Origin of the sequence: Paraburkholderia sp. BL9I2N2 (assembly GCF_004339745.1) — a bacterium.
Lineage (GTDB): Bacteria > Pseudomonadota > Gammaproteobacteria > Burkholderiales > Burkholderiaceae > Paraburkholderia.
In genome coordinates this window covers 1,063,966-1,079,013 of record NZ_SMGP01000003.1, presented here as the reverse complement: position 1 = coordinate 1,079,013, position 15,048 = coordinate 1,063,966, and the positions used below count along the sequence as shown (strand labels likewise).

Below are 15,048 nucleotides of genomic sequence, written 5' to 3'. Positions count from 1 at the left end.
CCTCAGGCGTGACCGGCTGCGCTCAGCACGGGGTAGTCGATATAGCCCTGTGCGCCGGGCGAGTAGAACGTGTTCTTGTCGGGGGCATTGAGCGGCGCACCCACGCGAAACCGCTCCGGCAGATCCGGGTTGGCGAGGAAGGCACCGCCGAAGACCGTGGCGTCAGCGCGTCCCTCTGCCAGCAGGTTTTCAGCCGCGGCCTGGTCGAGTCCTCCTCCGACCATATAGGCGCCATCGAAACGCGGTCGCAACAGTGCGTGGTAATCGACGCTCGTACCGAACAGGGCGACGTGCAGGTACGCGAGATTGATGCCGCGCAGATAGTCGACGAGATACGTGTAGGTTTCCTGCGGCGCAGTGTCGAAAATGTCGTTGAAGTTCATCTCCGGCGAGATCTTGATGCCGACCCGCTCACCGCCGGCCTCCGCCACCATCGCCTCCAGCACTTCGAGAACGAAGCGGGCACGGTTCGCAACGGAACCGCCGTATTCATCCTCACGCTGATTGCTGCCGGACGAGAGGAACTGTTCAGGCAGATAGCCCGAAGCAGCATGCAACTCGACGCCATCGAAACCGGCTTCCAGAGCGCGACGCGTCGCCCTACGGTACTCATCAACCACACCGGCGATCTCATCCAGGCGCAGCGCTCTCGGCGTCACGAATTTCTCCATGCCGTTGCCGGTCCAGGTCTCGCCCGCCGGCTTGATGGCCGACGGTGCCACCGGCAGCGCGCTATCCGGCTGCAGAGACGGATGCGAGATACGCCCGCTGTGCATCAGCTGCATGAAGATCCGTCCGCCGCGAGCATGCACGGCTTCGGTGACCCGCTTCCATGCGCTCACCTGTGCATCGCTGTGGATGCCGGGCGTACGCACATAGCCCTTACCGGTCGCGGAGGGAAACACGCCCTCGGTAATGATCAGACCTGCGCTGCTGCGCTGGCCGTAGTACGTGATGACAACGTCGTCTGGAACGCCTGCATCATCGGCGCGCGAACGGGTCATCGGGGCCATGATCATCCGGTTCGGAAGGGACAGGCCGCCAATGCGAACAGGGGTGAAAAGCTGACTCATGTTGTGCTCCTCAGTGGTGATGTGTTCATCAGATGGAGTCATCATCCGGCAAACCACTGGCGGGATAAAGATGGCAAAATGGAAATCATTGAGCCATTTATGGAGCAGTGGGATGGAGTTCCTGAACGACATGGCGTTGTTCGTGGAGGTGGTCAAGGCGAAAAGTTTCCGCCGCGCGGCCGAGGCGATCGGAGTGCCGAACTCGACGCTGTCGCGCCGGATCAGTGCGCTGGAGAAGGCAATCGGATTGCGCCTTCTGCATCGCACGACCCGCAAGATCGAGCTGACCGAAGCAGGCCAGCTCTATTTCGAGCGCGCGAGGCGCATCGTGGACGAAGCCCGGCTTGCGCACGAGCAACTCGGCGAGATGCTAGCCCAGCCAGTTGGCGTGTTACATGCGTCGTTGCCGGTGGATTTTGCGAATATCTTCCTCGCGCCGCTGCTCGCGGAATTCGCTCGCCGCTATCCCGGCATCACCTTCGAATTCGATCTGACGCCGCGCCGCGTCGATCTGGTAGCTGAGCCCTTCGATATCGCGATCCGCATGGGCGAGCCGCCGAGCTCGAATCTGATCGCACGACAGCTTGCCCGGCTACCGCGCTATCTCTATGCATCGCCGCGTTATATCGAACAGTATGGCGAGCCCGCCGAACCGGCCGACCTCTTGCGCCATGAGTGCGTGCGCCTCAGTCCGGCGGAGGTCAACGGATGGACGCTGCACAGCGAAAGTGAAACGGCTGAGGTCACAGTGGGTGGTCGGTTCTTGCTCAACAGCGTCGGCATGGTACGGCGACTCGCGACCCTGGATCTGGGCATCGTTGTGCTGTCGGAAGAAATCGCGGCCGACGATGTTGCCACTGGGCTCTTGCGCCGGGTGATGCCAGCATGGCAGGCCCCACCTATTCCCGTGTACGCCATCACCGAGACACGGTTGTTGCCAGCGAAGACGCAGCGCTTTATTGAATTTCTGCGAGAGCACCTGGGGGGAGGAGTGGCTATCAGCAAGCTTCGAAATTGAAGTGCGGCCATTCTTGGAATCGCGGTGGTCCCGACGCCGCTTTCCAACGATGTTCGCAGCAAGACCACTTGAGCGTCCGCTATGGATTGCCGCGAATGTCCCTGATCGGGTGCCTTTCCTGCCGTTCGACAGTCAACGGTGATGCGGCCGCTGAACGCCTCTTACCTGTCGCTCGCGACGCCGCCGGCGAGGATGTCAGGGTTACGGCTGATTCGAAGGCACACTCAAGACCCTGAGCAGTCAATTGCCCTCTCGGTATCCCTTATGTCGCGAGCGTTAATAGTCGACGACCTATAGGCCGCGGTCGATTGTCCAAAACTGGGCCGACATACGCCAACGGTTTCCTTGGCGCGCGAAGTCCGGCCGGCAACGCACCGAACGGCGGACCCGGCTAACGATCAGGTGCGTTTGGCCAGATAGGCATCGACCAACTCGACCAGTCGTTCCCGCCCGAAGCTCCCGTCGTGTCCGGCGTGGACGACTTGCACGGGCAATTCACGCAAGCGCTTCATCGTGCGCACATAAGTCGGAATATCAGCACCGCCTATCTCGTCCAGCAGCGGGCCATCGTAGATCGCATCCCCCGAGAACAGCGTGCCGGATGCCGCTTCCCATAGGCCGATGCTACCCGGCGAGTGGCCGGGTAGATGCAGAACCTCAAAATGCCGGTTGCCAAGATCGACGATGTTCCCTTCCTTGACGATTTCCGTGACCGTTGCGGCACGCACGCGATAGTCGGACATCGAGTAATCAGCGCTGGGAAGGGCGGTGATCAGATCGCCGTCGAACGGATAGCCTGCTTCGCGATACCGGCGAATCGCTTCGTCGCCCAATACCGACGCCAGAAGGGTGCCTGGCTCACGCGGCGAGCGCAGATTCTCTGCCTCCAACTCGTGAACCAGCGTGTGCTCGAACTCATGATGTCCACCGATATGATCCGAGTGCGTATGCGTGGCAACGGCGGTGACGTCCTTCTGCAGCAGGTGCCTGGCTGCCTCCTGCAGACTGACGATACCCATTCCCGTGTCGATCATCAGATCCCGGTCGCGGCCGCGCACATGCCAGATATTGCAGCGCATCAGCGGCACGACATGGGGCTCCCAAAGCAGGGTAATGTCGTCGCTGATGCGTTTGAGTTCGAACCATCGGTCGGCAATCGGTAACTTGGTCATGTGGGGTCGCTCACGGTAGGAGCTGTTACTTTGACACACTCCGCATCGCACTTCGAGAGCGTTGACTCGAGTCGCGTCGTTCAGAGCATTTTCATGCGAGAGGGTTTCGATCAATTGCTCTGCGGACATTGGACGGCCAAGCAGAAAACCTTGCAGGGAATCGCAACCAAGCCGGGTCAGGAACTCTTGCTGCGCCGCAGTCTCCACGCCCGAGATCACGGATAAACCCGCGGTCGATTTTCAGTTCACTGGCCGGTAACCGCTTGAGATAGAGGAGGCTTGAATACCCCGTACCAAAATCGTCGATTGAAATACTCACGCCCGTGCCGCGAAGCTGCTGCAGGATTCGTAAGCTTGCGTCGGCATCGCGCATCGCCGTCGACTCGGCGACCTCGAGCAGTCTCGACGAAACCGAGGTTAGAAACAGGCGAGAGGGACACGTGCAGACGGATGCATCGAGCGGCGGATGGGCGAGACCTTCGCCCACGAGTTCGTCGGTTGCCGGAAGCAACTTTTTTAGTTTTGGTCCAGCGTGTCGCGCGGGAAGAACGTGCGCGACTCAAAAGCCGGCATCACTACGGTCGCGCCTGCCGAAGTAAGGCGGACATTGCAGGTCTGATCGACTCGCTTATCGTGCCTGTAAATGACCGCGCCAGGGCCGCCATTACATTCGGCAGCATGTTCGAAGAGGCGCATTTCGCGCCCGTTCTCGATTGATCTCGTGATGACGAAGCCGTCGGCATGGACTGCCGTTACGCCGACGAGGGCTGCTATCCCAACTACGACTTTTATCATCTGCATGATGGGGACCTCCGGGTCAGGCCGCGTGTCGCACTTGCCAGGCACCGGTGGGTCGGAGCCGATGCGAATATGACCATACTAGATTGTGCTGCTTTCAAATCCCACCGTCGCTGCCGCCAGCGGATATGCTCGATCTGGACAACGTGCCTCAAGTCACCGGACGATTTGACCACAAGTCGTTCAAACATGCTTGTCTGCAGAAAAATGTGAACCCACGCAATCGAGGCACGGACCAATTGCTGCCCAAGGTCAGAAACTGGCGGAACGCGGCCTGGAGACGATCGGCTGAGTTTGTTATGCGTTGTTCGATGCCTGCCCTTGTCCGTCGCCCCATGAGTGCACGACGACGCGTGCGGGCAGGCGTTGGACAACGTTTATCAACAAGCCGCGCGTGCGCGATGGCGCCGCAGAGCTGCCGTTAACCGAGCCGCGCAACTCGCCTGACGGCCGCATTGGGAGAAAATTGGGCACCGCGGACTCAGCCAGTTTCGGCCAACAATCCACTCTCACTAAGTGTCAGCTTCCCGTCAGCTCGCGAGCGTGAAGATGGCATCCCGCTGATGTGCCGCCTAAGCATTAAGCAGTGGGAATGGTTCCGCCGTCGATGACATATTCCGCTCCGCTGATGGCTGCCGCACGCGGTGAAATCAGAAAAGCGATCAGGTTGGCGACTTCCGCAGGTTTCGACGGACGTCCGAGAGGGATGCCGCCCAGTGCATCCATGATGATCTGTTTGCCGCCTTCGTAATCCGTACCGGCCTGGCTGGCGAGCCGTTCCGCCAGGCCGACGGCCGCTTCGGTTTCCACCCAACCCGGCGACACGCGCACGATGCGCACGCCTTTCGGCGTTACCTCCTTCGACAGGCTCTTGCTGTACGTGGACAGCGCAGCCTTGGCGGCAGCATAAGCTGTGGTCGATGCGGGCAACGGCAGTCGATGCTGGATGGACGTGACGTGGATGATGACGCCAGCGCCCTGTGCAATCATCTTGGGCAACAACGCCCGATCGAGTCGTACCGCGGGGAACAGGTTGAGGTTCAGTTCCCTCTGCCACTCCGTATCATCCAGCGCGGCGAAGCCGCCGGCCGGGGCCGAAGATCCGCCCAGGACATGGACGATGGCATCCACTCCTCCGAGCCTGTCCTCGACAGCCTGTGCCACGGTGGCGCAACCTTCAGGCGTGGTCAGGTCGGCCGCGACGAACATCGCTTCGGGAATAAAGTCCGGCTTGGCTCGGGCCGTGGTGAGGATGTCCGCGCCGAGTTCGCCGAGCAGTTTGACGACGGCCTTGCCGATGCCTTTGGTTCCGGCCGTGACGAGCACGCGCGCGCCTGCGAGTTCGAGATTCATGGTGATCAGTGAATCTTTAGAAAATCTATCTGGTTGTCGGTCAGCCGGAAAACATGGTTGAGATCGGCAGGAGTTCCAGGGAAGTTACCGACATACCTGGCCACGACCGTTACGCCCGCATCGTCTTGCACAGCCGTCAACGGTTCGACGCAATAGGCATATTTACGCTGCGCTTCCGCCAGCCAAGCCTCGATTTCCTCGTGTCCCTTGTAAGTCTGTCCTTCATCGTGGACGACCGATTTTTCGGAAAAAGCGCGCCGTAGGGCCGAAGGCGCAGCGCCGTTGCTCACCTGAAAAAAGGTCGCAACCGAATCCGGTAGTGAAATGCTCATGTCTGAAGCCTTTGTGGCAAGCTGGGCGATACGGTAATTTTCACCATAAACTCGCAACCCAACAAGAACGCACGGAAAAGTAAGCTACGTACCCATGGGAAAGGTCTACACCCCCGCGACCGCCGCCACCGGCGTCGAAGAAGTGTTCAAGTTGCTGGAGGGGCGCTGGAAGCTGGTCATCCTGTTCCATCTATTCGATGGCAAGGTGCAGCGCTTCTCCGATTTAGAGAAGCTCATCCCCGGCATTTCGCAGAAGATGCTCGCGCAGCAGCTACGCCAGCTGGAGGCCGATGGCATCGTGGCGAGGAAGCTCTATCCCCAGGTTCCGCCTAAGGTGGAATATCGGTTGACCGACTGGGGACAGGCAATCTGCCCCGCCTTGGACGCACTCCTCAAATGGGCGGAGCAGCGGGACGAGTTGCCCAAAGCCGACTAAAGCCCGATGTGGCGCCTCACGCGGCTTCTTTTGACTGCTGGAGCAAGCTAAGGCGAATCAGGCACTCGGCCTTGGCGACAATGGCCTCTTCGCTCGAATGGGGTGCACAGCCGAGCAGTGTTGCAATGCCTCTCATTCCAGGGTTGCTGAGCGCTGCGAGGCGCACCAGCCGCTTGGAGAGCGTTTGCCGACGCCTGCGATGCATTCGAACCCACCGGCGCCACGAATGTCGGAAGCGATGTCTGGATCGGTTCCGAGGCGATGATCATGCCAGGTGTCCGCATTGGCCACATGGTGCCGTGATCGGAATTCGCGCTCTCGTAACGAAGAATGGTGAGCCTTATAGGGTCATCGGCGGCAACCCCAGCGAAGCCGAATCGAAAGCGTTTTTCGGACGGAGAAATTGAAATGCTGCTTGAGATGAACTGGTGGGACTGGCCGTTCGAAGAAAACAGCCAGTCGATGGGACCTTTGGCCGACGCGATCAAGACACGCGAGATTGAGAGGGGTACCAGGGGGACGTTTTGAGCGTTTCGCCGGACAAAGTGCCTGCCGTCGATCGTCGCATCGCGAAGCGCGTGACACATATGCTCATCGCATTGGGCAGCCCTTTGGCCATGAAGAGATGGTCATCGATCTCGCCGTGAACGGGCCGCTCTTCGGCCTTATGCAAAGCTTCTCATAGGCCGAATCCAGGCGGCCGCCATTCCGCGTCTGATCAAGGTTCGTTGCTGTAAGCATGCGCCACCTTTACCATGCCTATTAAACGACCACGACCGAGTCAATTTTTGACCCGCTTTGTTGCTTGCGGACCCTGCACAATTATTGAGCATAGGCTAGTGGAGGAATCGATGCGGGAAAGCGAAACACGCTTCCGAACGATGTTGGACGCGGCTCCTGTGATGATCTGGATGTCGGATACGGATCGGCTGTGTACGTTTTTCAACAAGCGGTGGCTGGATTTTACGGGGCGCACGCTAGAGCAGGAAATGGGCAACGGGTGGTCAGAGGGTGTGCATCCGGACGATTTCGAACGCTGCCTGAGCGTTTACGTCTCATCGTTTGACGCACGCAAGGATTTCACCATGGAATACCGTCTGCGAAGACGGGATGGCGTGTATCGCTGGATCCTCGATACCGGCGTGCCGCAGGAGGACGTCGACGGTACGTTTCTCGGCTATGTTGGTTCATGCGTCGACATCTCCGACCGCAGGCAGGCTGAAGAAAAATTCCGGAGCGCTCTGGAGTTCCTGCCGGTTGCAATTCTCATGGTTGATCAACACGGGCGGATTGTGCTGGCCAACGAGCAGACCGAAAAGCTCTTCGGGTATCAACGTGACGAACTGATTGCACAGCCTGCGACCATGCTCGTCCCACAGCTGCTGGGCGATAGCGGGGCTATGCCGCAATCCGAGACCTTACGCATTGCACACGCTTCGACAGTGGGGGCGCCTTGCGATCTGTTCGCACGGCGCAAGGACGGAACGGAGTTCCCGGTCGAGGCCGGACACAAGACGGTTCGATTCGAAGATGACGAGACTGTGCTCGCGGTCATCATCGACAAAACAGAGCGATATGAACTGTACCAAAACCGGCAGCAACTGGCCCATCTGACGCGCGTATCGATGATGGCTCAACTAGCAGTGTCGCTCGCACACGAACTGAACCAGCCCCTTACCTCAATTCTGGGCAACACTCAGGCCGCCCAGCGGTTTATGGCCACGGATCCGCTCGACCTGGCTGAAGTGCTCGAGATACTGAAAGACATTGTTCAGGAGACCAACCGCGCGAGCGAAATAATCCGGCGGATTCGCACCTTTCTCAAGAAAGGCGAGCGAGAAATCGCGCCGCTCGATCCGGTCGCTGTAATCCGCGACGCGGTGCAGTTGTTGCAATTTGACGCGATCGCGCGCGGTATGCGCATGTCAGTCCACTACGATGCCACTCCGGCCACAGTGCACGGCGACAAGGTGCAGTTGCAGCAGGTCATGCTCAATCTCTTGCTCAATGCGTTCGACGCAATGGACGGTCGTCCGGCTAGCGACCGCATGGTGGCCGTGTCCATCACGCTTCAGAGCCCCCAAGTAGTGCGCGTTGCGGTGCGCGATCGCGGGGCGGGCCTGCCCGGCGACCTGCTCGCGCTGATCTTCAACCCGTTTGTCACCTCGAAATCCCAAGGCCTCGGCCTTGGGTTGTCGATCAGCCGTACCATCATCGAGATGCATGGCGGGCGGCTATGGGCCGAAAACAATACGGATCAAGGCGCGACGTTTTACTTTACGTTACCCGTAGGGGACGCCGCATAGCTAGACGCCTTGCAGTCGGTGCCGTGATCGACCGGGCTCAACGGCCTTTCTGGTTGATGACGGCGGTTTCGCCACGCCAACATGAGGGCACTCCAGGGCGGGTCGAGGGTCGGCTTAAGCTTGGCTTATCCGAAACTTCTCACAAGACCGGATAGCGGACACTCCGCTGTATGGGCTTGTATGGCCGCCTTGGGTCGCAACCGGAAGTTCGCGGTGGATCGGTACCGAGGGCGGGCCGCGGCGGAGGTTCGCTGCCCTGCCGCTACAGCTGCTGCAGCGGCAGGAGAAGACTTTCATCACAAGCGCGGATTTTGGTGCAGCGTCGTAAAGGTCTTCCAGCCCGACCACGATCACACTTGTAACCGCCTTTACTCGACGATGCCGACCAGATCGTCGATGTCCTTCTGGATACGCATCCGTGCCTCCCGCACGGCGGCATCAGGTGTGTTGGCAACGAGTGGGAGCATCAAACCCGAACCTTTAAATTCGGTTTCGAAATGCACCCATGCTGCGTAAGCGCAAACACCGGAAGCCTTTTGCACCAGGTTCACCGTTACGTTGTATGTGCGTTGCTTGCCATGCTTGCGGGTGTACTGAAAACGGCTTAACAGGGGTTTGGACATCATGTTTCCTTGGCTTTGCTGCTTCCGATTCGGCCTGTTTGCTGAGGGGCAGTCGTTCACTGCCTCAGGGCCGTCTGCCGGATGCCGCGGAGTGTCGTTAGCTATTTGCTGCGTCGTCCGAGGCTGATGATCTGCGGAACGGGGAGCGAGGCATCGGTACGCCATCCACGAAAGCGCTCGCGCAGCGCACGGCAAACTCGTATGCACAGGTCCGGTTTGCGAACTGACCAAGATCACCCAATGAGGTGGATTCGCCGTCTTCCTTCAAAATGCAGGCGCGGGCTACGAACGTGTTTCCGTCCCTTATCGTCGACGCCTGAATCAGTGCGCCGCGGTGAAATAGAACCATTGCATGCCCTCATGATTTCAGAATATGAAAGCATATTGTAATGTTGTTATCTTTGCGTGTGGTGACTGTTACCTTTCTACATAAAGTGCTTAAGTGTGACGACGACACTGTCAAATTGAGGAAATCAACTGACTGAAATCCCACTTCGATGCGGCACTGCCGCGTAACCGAGCAGCGCGCAGAAAATATTTCGCAAATGGCGGCAGTGTCTATACTGAAAGCAAAGTGTAATTTATAGCGGCATCAATGTCGATGTCGCGAGCTGTTAAGTGCGCGTCGGATACAGCCCGCGCGTCGAGCGAGGGGAGGTGTCATGTTCAAGCATCTGCTGGTGCCGACCGACGGCTCGGCACTTTCCGAAGTCGCAGTCCAGATGGCGGTGACGCTCGCCGCCGAAAATGACGCTTCGGTTACGGGACTTCATGTCATGCCGGAGTTCCATGTTTTGGCATATGGAACCGAAATGCTCGCGGATACCGAGGAGAGATTCGTTCAGGTCAACAGGGAGCGTGCAGAAGCCTTTCTCGTGGCTGTCACGAAGGCGGCAAGCCAAGCGGGCGTGATATGCGAAACGGTTGCCACCACCCGCGCTCATCCTTATGAAGCGATCATCAGCACCGCCATCGAGCGAAATTGTGACCTGATTGTCATGGCGTCCCACGGACGCAGCGGTGTGCGTGGCCTGTTGATCGGCAGTGAGACACAGAAGGTACTGACTCATAGCGCTATTCCCGTTCTGGTGGTGCGGCAGTCGACACATACGGGCGTCGTGGGCGAAGCGGGAGCCCGCAAGCAATCGACAACATCGAAGTCTTCGTCGCCTCATGGATTCATCATCGGGCGAATTCCGCTTGCAGTTACTCCGGCACTGTCAACTTAACGGAATTGCTGGCCGGCGTCAGTGCGCCAAAAATGCTATTGAAGCGGGATATTGGTCAGGCCGATTTGCTTAAGTTGACAATACCTCAGCCGTTACTTGTGGGCCGCGCGCCCATCACAAACCCTGTGCCATGCTGAAGGTGTCAGTATGCCGAAAATCTATTGGAAGCTGGAGAGGATCGCGTTCTCGCTCGTCGTGCTGTTGGCGCTTGCATGTTTCGGCCTCATCGTATGGCAGAAGAATCCCGGCATGACGTTGGCGATCCAGACGGGCGGCGAAATGCTGATGCCGAGCAGTGAACATTTGCTCGGCTGCATGGCGCCGGATCAAGGCGGTTGTGAGCGGATGTTGATCGAGCTGAAAACACCGGACAAGACCTGATTGGCACGCAATATGAACGGACACGAGTGTCCGGCGTGTTCCATGCAGTTCCGTCATTGATGCTAGCAGCGCACGCCTTTGCAGCGAGCGCAAACGTCGAACCACTACGCGCGCGACGTGCTACGGGCGCTTGGTGGTGACTTCGACAATCTATTAACCACGACTTCACGTTACGGATCGCGGCAAGCTGCGAAACCGTCGCTAAGGTGAAGCGTTAAGCGGCCTTGGTACGATGCCCGTCCCCGGTTACAGCGTGATACACGGCCACCGGCAAAATCGCTGCCATTAATAAGTTTCCGCTCATCTGGCGCGCTTCGCGCGGGCTTTACGTTCTGCCTGCGTCACGGCCTACGGTGTAACCAGTCGCGCATTGGGTGCGTGTCGAGCCACCGAAGTTGCCGATTCCTGTGATGTTCGCGTCTGTAGTGCTCCGCAATCAGGATGGCAGCCATGATCAGGACGATCGCCCCCAGAAACACTGCCGAAATTGACTCGACCATGGTCGTCTCCTTGCTCGCGATCATAGTTATATCTTAGGTCATGGCAACGAGCATGGACGGCGAATATCCCGGCCACTGAAGGGGCGGCCAAGCTCCCGGACAACCAATACGGCTCGCGAGACTGTCGTCTGAGACTTACCGCCATCGATCCCAATATTTGGCATGCCGCAAAAACTGGTCTAAAGTATTTATCAGACGTAAAACAATATGGCGCAGGCCAGAACCACATTAGGGGGCGCACATGGGTATGTTCTTTGACCAGGACATCGCGCATATTGCACGCGTGATGGTTCCATCACTGATAGAAGACCTCGGCGGGCCAATCCTGTCGGCTGAATACTGGCGCGGACGGCTCCACGAGCTTCTGAATGGGACTCACCTGACGCGCGCCCAACTCTGCGCGCTGGATAGTTTGCTGCTTCAACTGGACGACTTTGAGGCCCATGGCCGGCCGACGCCATCGGGAAGCATTTGCCCGCGTCGCCTGGAATCTCGACAACATCGAACGCCGCGCCAGAACATTTCTTGATCTGGCTCCCTGCGGATTCTTTCCGGTCGCATAAAAAGAAGCCGCAGGACTTGCCTACGGCTACTTAACACACCAAATGCGGGGATTCGTCCGCGTTAATGAAAGCTTATAGCCCAGATATGGTGGCAACAAGCCAAATGTCCATGATTTGCCTCTTCTTGCCACATTCGCGACACAGCTCGTCCCCCAGCTAATTCCCGGTATCGCCAGTCACAACGTTAATATCGTGACGCAGTTACGCGGGGCAGTGCCGCCTTCGACGGTGTGTAATTGGCTCGCCGGAAGCGGGACGCATCGCCCACTGTGCGCGCAGCATCTCTGCGCGCCAAGGCATCGATGGCGCCATCTCGCTGGTTCATTTCCTCCAGGCGAAGCTTGCATAGGATGTCGAAGCAAATGTAGGAAGTGAATCCAGTGATCGCACCGCTGAATAAGGATTCTGAGCCTGCGAAGATACTCAAAAAAAGAAACGGGAAAAAGTTGTTTTACGTGCTGTCGCTTCTGGAGACCTTGATCTGCATACTTACATTCAATGACCGGTTTAACCGGGAGGAACCGCCGTTTCGATAGCCGAGGATCCAACGCCCGGGATGAGGTCGACTACGGTCTCTCGTCTATTGTGTGTGACGTATACATCTCGCCGAACACGATCACTGATCAAGGTGATCGTGTCTCCGATCCGACTGATCAAGAATCAAGAACGCTGGAATAAGCAGGCATGGCTCCACGCGTCTGAATTCCACAGCCTACAGCAACCGATTGGTATCCCAACCGATTGCTGTGCGCAGTGTCGCCCTGTAGGATTTCCCCACTCATTGGGAGGTGACCATGCAGTTCGACTACAAGGACTTCCATATCGACGCGTCACCTCTCGATGAAGGCGGCCATTACTACGCCCGTGCAAAGATCTACCGGCGCGCCTCGGTGGGCGGCGACACCGTCGAGGTCAAATGGTCAGGCGATCTCGGCGACTATCCCTCCGACGCAGCCGCTATCGAGGCGGCGCAGCGCTGGGCGATCCAGTGGTGCGACGAGAATTCGGCATAGGCATCATTGGAGACAGTTATGCAGCCTTGCAACGCCTGTCGCGAATTAGTTGGCAAGCCATCCAGCGTTTCCCCACACGGCGATCTTGCCGCCTCTGGCGTCAGTGCAATCGGGCCATCGGGCCACACGACGAAAATCAGCAGCAACTGGAATTGCACGGTCTGCGGAAGCTGGCTGTACCAGAATACAGCTGATGGCACCCCGCCTGGCGAGTGGGTGATGGGCGAGCATCAGCGAGCTTCGCCCGGGAAGGCGTGACAAGCGGTGCTTTGAAATCACGGTGGCGACCAGCCTGGCTTCGTCCACTACGCTGTCGGAACTTCGCATGCGTGTTCCCCGGCAGTTTTTGTCGAGGGAAGTAGCACGACGCTCAGCTCGCGTAGGCCTTGCCCGCGTCGATCGGCTCGTTGAACGTGAGGCTGTCGTCGTCACTGCTCCTTTCGTTCATGTTGGGCATGACGCGAAGCAATGAAAGTCCTCCGAGACGTTCCGGGCGTTGTTCGTCGACGACTCAAGAGGCCACCTGCGACGGCCATCATCCGGCTCAGTGCGGCCAGGAAGCGACGTTCGCTTCTTCCGCCCAGATCTTCGCCAATCATGGGGGAGCTTGGTTGCAAGTTTGCTCACCGGCCCCGTTCCACTGGCTGCTTGCTATCCACACCACCCAATCAGTTTCCTCGCGGGTCACGTAGCATGCACCGCGCATGCTGGACCACGCCGGCCTCAGATTGGGGACCAGGGACCCGTTTAGGTCACTTCGAAAATCGAAATTCACCCTTGCGAACAATGCGCTTAATTATTAGCGACCGCTTTCCTAAACTTGGTGTTACCTGGAAAAATACGAATAGATCGTTTGCGTCGAAATTCCAGTCCAATTAAGGAGGAGCGGGTCATGAACAAGGCAACCAGCACATTAATCGCGGCCCTCGCCGCACTCACGCTGGCGGGCGGTGCTTATGCACAGAGCAACAACACGCTGGCGACCCCGACCACCGTGTCGCCGGCCGCGGTATCGCCGACCAATGCAACGAGCGGCTACGGCACGCCCGGCGTCACCAACTCGGACAGCGGCATGGGCGCCGGGTCGCCGAACTCGGGCATGCCGAATAGCACTAACAATAGCTCGACGTCCCTCACCAACGCTCCCGGGAGTCACAACACGCTGGCTACCCCGAGCGTAGTGTCGCCGGCCGCCGGCCAATAACAGTTGCGTCGTCGACGTAAATGCTGACGGGGGCGTGAGTTCAAGCCCCGGCAGAGCGAGGCATCGACTCGCATAGCGTGTGTCGTAACGGACTATCCTCACGAGATCCGCAAACCCGGAGTTCGAGTCCCTCATGCGTCACCCATCCTAAGAAAGACCGCTGCCCTCAGGGACAGCGGTCTTTTGTTTCTCCCTGACCGCTTTTGGCATTGGCTTGCGGCACATTGGCTGGTTGCATGCCCGTGTGGTGATCGAATAACAGCAACTGGCGACACAGTTCAGCGGCTGTAGCGGCATGCCCTGTCTGAGCCGGCTTTTACTGACAAGTGACCGGCAACAGTGGAGCAGGCGCGTGCCAAGGAAAAAATATTCAGCCTCACTGTAACCGCGCATCCATCCTCGACGAACTACAAAGAGAGCGGGCGAATGCATACCCCACCTGCATCGCCCGTTGTTCTTTGCTAACGTTCATCAGGAGACCTTGCGCATGGACACTGTCCGCCACCTGCTTCGTTTCACCGATTCCGCCCGGCTGACGGATCGCTGGAGCCTCGCCCGATGGGCACCCCTGCCATTGCGGCTGATCGTCGGTTACGGGTTCATGGCGCATGGCTACTCAAAAATCGTCAAGCATCCGGATGCATTTGCCGGGATTTTGCACGCGCTCGGTGTGCCGGCACCACACTTCATGGCGTGGGCGACCATTGCAATCGAACTGATCGGGGGTCTCTCGATCTTCGCCGGCGCGTTCGTGTCACTCGTCAGTCTGCCAATGATCGCGGTGCTGATGGTTGCGGCGCTGACTGTGCATCTTCCGTACGGGTTCTTGTCGATCAAGCTGATGGCAGTCACGTCGGCCGGCCCGCAGTTCGGTCCGCCGGGCTACGAAACCGATCTGCTTTATCTTGCGTGTCTTGCCGCTCTGATGTTGGGGGGATCGGGACCGTTCTCCGTCGATGGCTGGCTTAGTCGCGACGGGCGGCAATAGGGAAGGGCGATGGAATTCCAGGACGGCATTGCGGACCAGGTATCTGATCTTCGCCGTTA

General features: G+C 58.6%; 15 protein-coding genes and 2 pseudogenes. 10 read left to right on the top strand and 7 right to left on the bottom strand.

Annotated features, from left to right (window positions below):
* Window positions 1–2: 2 nt before the first annotated feature.
* On the bottom strand, window positions 3–1,073 hold the full coding sequence (locus B0G74_RS35830; RefSeq protein WP_132381372.1) for an alkene reductase: 1,071 nt from the start codon (window positions 1,071–1,073) through the stop codon (window positions 3–5).
* A gap of 112 nt (window positions 1,074–1,185) precedes the next feature.
* Here B0G74_RS35830 and B0G74_RS35825 point away from each other — a divergent pair, with 112 nt between their 5' ends.
* Entirely contained in the window at window positions 1,186–2,091 is a 906-nt protein-coding gene (locus B0G74_RS35825; protein ID WP_132381067.1) for a LysR family transcriptional regulator, read from the top strand.
* A 398-nt stretch (window positions 2,092–2,489) separates the two neighbouring features.
* On the opposite strand, the gene B0G74_RS35820 is transcribed toward B0G74_RS35825, so the two are convergent.
* From B0G74_RS35820 to B0G74_RS35800, 5 genes and pseudogenes are all read right to left on the bottom strand, one after another.
* The gene (locus B0G74_RS35820) at window positions 2,490–3,170 is read right to left on the bottom strand and encodes an MBL fold metallo-hydrolase (protein WP_279388639.1); all 681 of its coding nucleotides are present in this window, start codon (window positions 3,168–3,170) and stop codon (window positions 2,490–2,492) included.
* Between the two features lie 198 nt (window positions 3,171–3,368).
* Window positions 3,369–3,660 (bottom strand): annotated as a pseudogene (locus B0G74_RS47565) (EAL domain-containing protein); the annotation flags it as partial.
* 119 nt (window positions 3,661–3,779) lie between these two features.
* A complete protein-coding gene (locus B0G74_RS35810) occupies window positions 3,780–4,064 on the bottom strand; it encodes a hypothetical protein (protein ID WP_132381065.1) in 285 nt (94 codons plus the stop codon).
* 576 nt (window positions 4,065–4,640) lie between these two features.
* Window positions 4,641–5,420: an SDR family oxidoreductase gene (locus B0G74_RS35805; RefSeq protein WP_132381063.1), complete on the bottom strand. Its 780-nt coding sequence runs from the start codon at window positions 5,418–5,420 to the stop codon at window positions 4,641–4,643.
* Entirely contained in the window at window positions 5,420–5,746 is a 327-nt protein-coding gene (locus B0G74_RS35800) for a nuclear transport factor 2 family protein (RefSeq protein ID WP_132381061.1), read from the bottom strand. Before B0G74_RS35800 ends, B0G74_RS35805 begins: the two co-directional genes overlap by 1 nt.
* Before the next feature lie 94 nt (window positions 5,747–5,840).
* On the opposite strand from B0G74_RS35800, the gene B0G74_RS35795 reads away from it, so the two are divergent.
* The 3 genes and pseudogenes from B0G74_RS35795 to B0G74_RS35785 all read left to right on the top strand — a co-directional run bounded on the left by B0G74_RS35795 (window position 5,841) and on the right by B0G74_RS35785 (window position 8,488).
* Entirely contained in the window at window positions 5,841–6,182 is a 342-nt protein-coding gene (locus B0G74_RS35795; protein ID WP_132381059.1) for a helix-turn-helix domain-containing protein, read from the top strand.
* A 180-nt stretch (window positions 6,183–6,362) separates the two neighbouring features.
* Window positions 6,363–6,710, top strand: a pseudogene (locus B0G74_RS35790) (CatB-related O-acetyltransferase); the annotation flags it as partial.
* Window positions 6,711–7,033: 323 nt separating this feature from the next.
* The gene (locus B0G74_RS35785; RefSeq protein WP_165923994.1) at window positions 7,034–8,488 is read left to right on the top strand and encodes a PAS domain S-box protein; all 1,455 of its coding nucleotides are present in this window, start codon (window positions 7,034–7,036) and stop codon (window positions 8,486–8,488) included.
* 368 nt (window positions 8,489–8,856) lie between these two features.
* Here B0G74_RS35785 and B0G74_RS35780 read toward each other — a convergent pair whose 3' ends face one another.
* Entirely contained in the window at window positions 8,857–9,111 is a 255-nt protein-coding gene (locus B0G74_RS35780) for a hypothetical protein (protein ID WP_132381055.1), read from the bottom strand.
* 662 nt (window positions 9,112–9,773) lie between these two features.
* Between B0G74_RS35780 and B0G74_RS35770 the strand changes: the two genes are divergently transcribed.
* The 6 genes from B0G74_RS35770 (at window position 9,774) to B0G74_RS35740 (ending at window position 14,989) form a co-directional block, all read left to right on the top strand.
* The gene (locus B0G74_RS35770) at window positions 9,774–10,340 is read left to right on the top strand and encodes a universal stress protein (RefSeq protein ID WP_132381051.1); all 567 of its coding nucleotides are present in this window, start codon (window positions 9,774–9,776) and stop codon (window positions 10,338–10,340) included.
* 147 nt (window positions 10,341–10,487) lie between these two features.
* Window positions 10,488–10,721 (top strand): hypothetical protein, encoded by a 234-nt coding sequence (locus tag B0G74_RS35765; RefSeq protein ID WP_132381049.1) that lies wholly within the window; start codon window positions 10,488–10,490, stop codon window positions 10,719–10,721.
* 741 nt (window positions 10,722–11,462) lie between these two features.
* Window positions 11,463–11,750, top strand: coding sequence for a hypothetical protein (locus B0G74_RS35760; RefSeq protein ID WP_243658468.1), 288 nt, complete (start codon window positions 11,463–11,465; stop codon window positions 11,748–11,750).
* A gap of 828 nt (window positions 11,751–12,578) precedes the next feature.
* Window positions 12,579–12,797, top strand: a complete 219-nt coding sequence (locus B0G74_RS35755) for a hypothetical protein (RefSeq protein ID WP_132381047.1) — start codon at window positions 12,579–12,581, stop codon at window positions 12,795–12,797.
* An 892-nt stretch (window positions 12,798–13,689) separates the two neighbouring features.
* Window positions 13,690–14,001, top strand: a complete 312-nt coding sequence (locus B0G74_RS35745; protein ID WP_132381043.1) for a hypothetical protein — start codon at window positions 13,690–13,692, stop codon at window positions 13,999–14,001.
* Window positions 14,002–14,488: 487 nt separating this feature from the next.
* Window positions 14,489–14,989, top strand: coding sequence for a DoxX family protein (locus B0G74_RS35740; protein ID WP_132381041.1), 501 nt, complete (start codon window positions 14,489–14,491; stop codon window positions 14,987–14,989).
* The last annotated feature ends 59 nt before the right edge of the window (window positions 14,990–15,048 follow it).

What these genes read in the sequence shown, in the direction of transcription:
- B0G74_RS35785 (WP_165923994.1), top strand. Translation starts at nt 7,034, where the DNA reads ATGCGGGAAAGCGAAACACGCTTCCGAACGATGTTGGACGCGGCTCCT.
- B0G74_RS35755 (WP_132381047.1), top strand. Translation starts at nt 12,579, where the DNA reads ATGCAGTTCGACTACAAGGACTTCCATATCGACGCGTCACCTCTCGAT.
- B0G74_RS35765 (WP_132381049.1), top strand. Translation starts at nt 10,488, where the DNA reads ATGCCGAAAATCTATTGGAAGCTGGAGAGGATCGCGTTCTCGCTCGTC.
- B0G74_RS35770 (WP_132381051.1), top strand. Translation starts at nt 9,774, where the DNA reads ATGTTCAAGCATCTGCTGGTGCCGACCGACGGCTCGGCACTTTCCGAA.
- B0G74_RS35830 (WP_132381372.1), bottom strand. Translation starts at nt 1,073, where the DNA reads ATGAGTCAGCTTTTCACCCCTGTTCGCATTGGCGGCCTGTCCCTTCCG.
- B0G74_RS35795 (WP_132381059.1), top strand. Translation starts at nt 5,841, where the DNA reads ATGGGAAAGGTCTACACCCCCGCGACCGCCGCCACCGGCGTCGAAGAA.
- B0G74_RS35800 (WP_132381061.1), bottom strand. Translation starts at nt 5,746, where the DNA reads ATGAGCATTTCACTACCGGATTCGGTTGCGACCTTTTTTCAGGTGAGC.
- B0G74_RS35745 (WP_132381043.1), top strand. Translation starts at nt 13,690, where the DNA reads ATGAACAAGGCAACCAGCACATTAATCGCGGCCCTCGCCGCACTCACG.
- B0G74_RS35825 (WP_132381067.1), top strand. Translation starts at nt 1,186, where the DNA reads ATGGAGTTCCTGAACGACATGGCGTTGTTCGTGGAGGTGGTCAAGGCG.
- B0G74_RS35740 (WP_132381041.1), top strand. Translation starts at nt 14,489, where the DNA reads ATGGACACTGTCCGCCACCTGCTTCGTTTCACCGATTCCGCCCGGCTG.
- B0G74_RS35810 (WP_132381065.1), bottom strand. Translation starts at nt 4,064, where the DNA reads ATGCAGATGATAAAAGTCGTAGTTGGGATAGCAGCCCTCGTCGGCGTA.
- B0G74_RS35760 (WP_243658468.1), top strand. Translation starts at nt 11,463, where the DNA reads ATGGGTATGTTCTTTGACCAGGACATCGCGCATATTGCACGCGTGATG.
- B0G74_RS35820 (WP_279388639.1), bottom strand. Translation starts at nt 3,170, where the DNA reads ATGCGCTGCAATATCTGGCATGTGCGCGGCCGCGACCGGGATCTGATG.
- B0G74_RS35780 (WP_132381055.1), bottom strand. Translation starts at nt 9,111, where the DNA reads ATGTCCAAACCCCTGTTAAGCCGTTTTCAGTACACCCGCAAGCATGGC.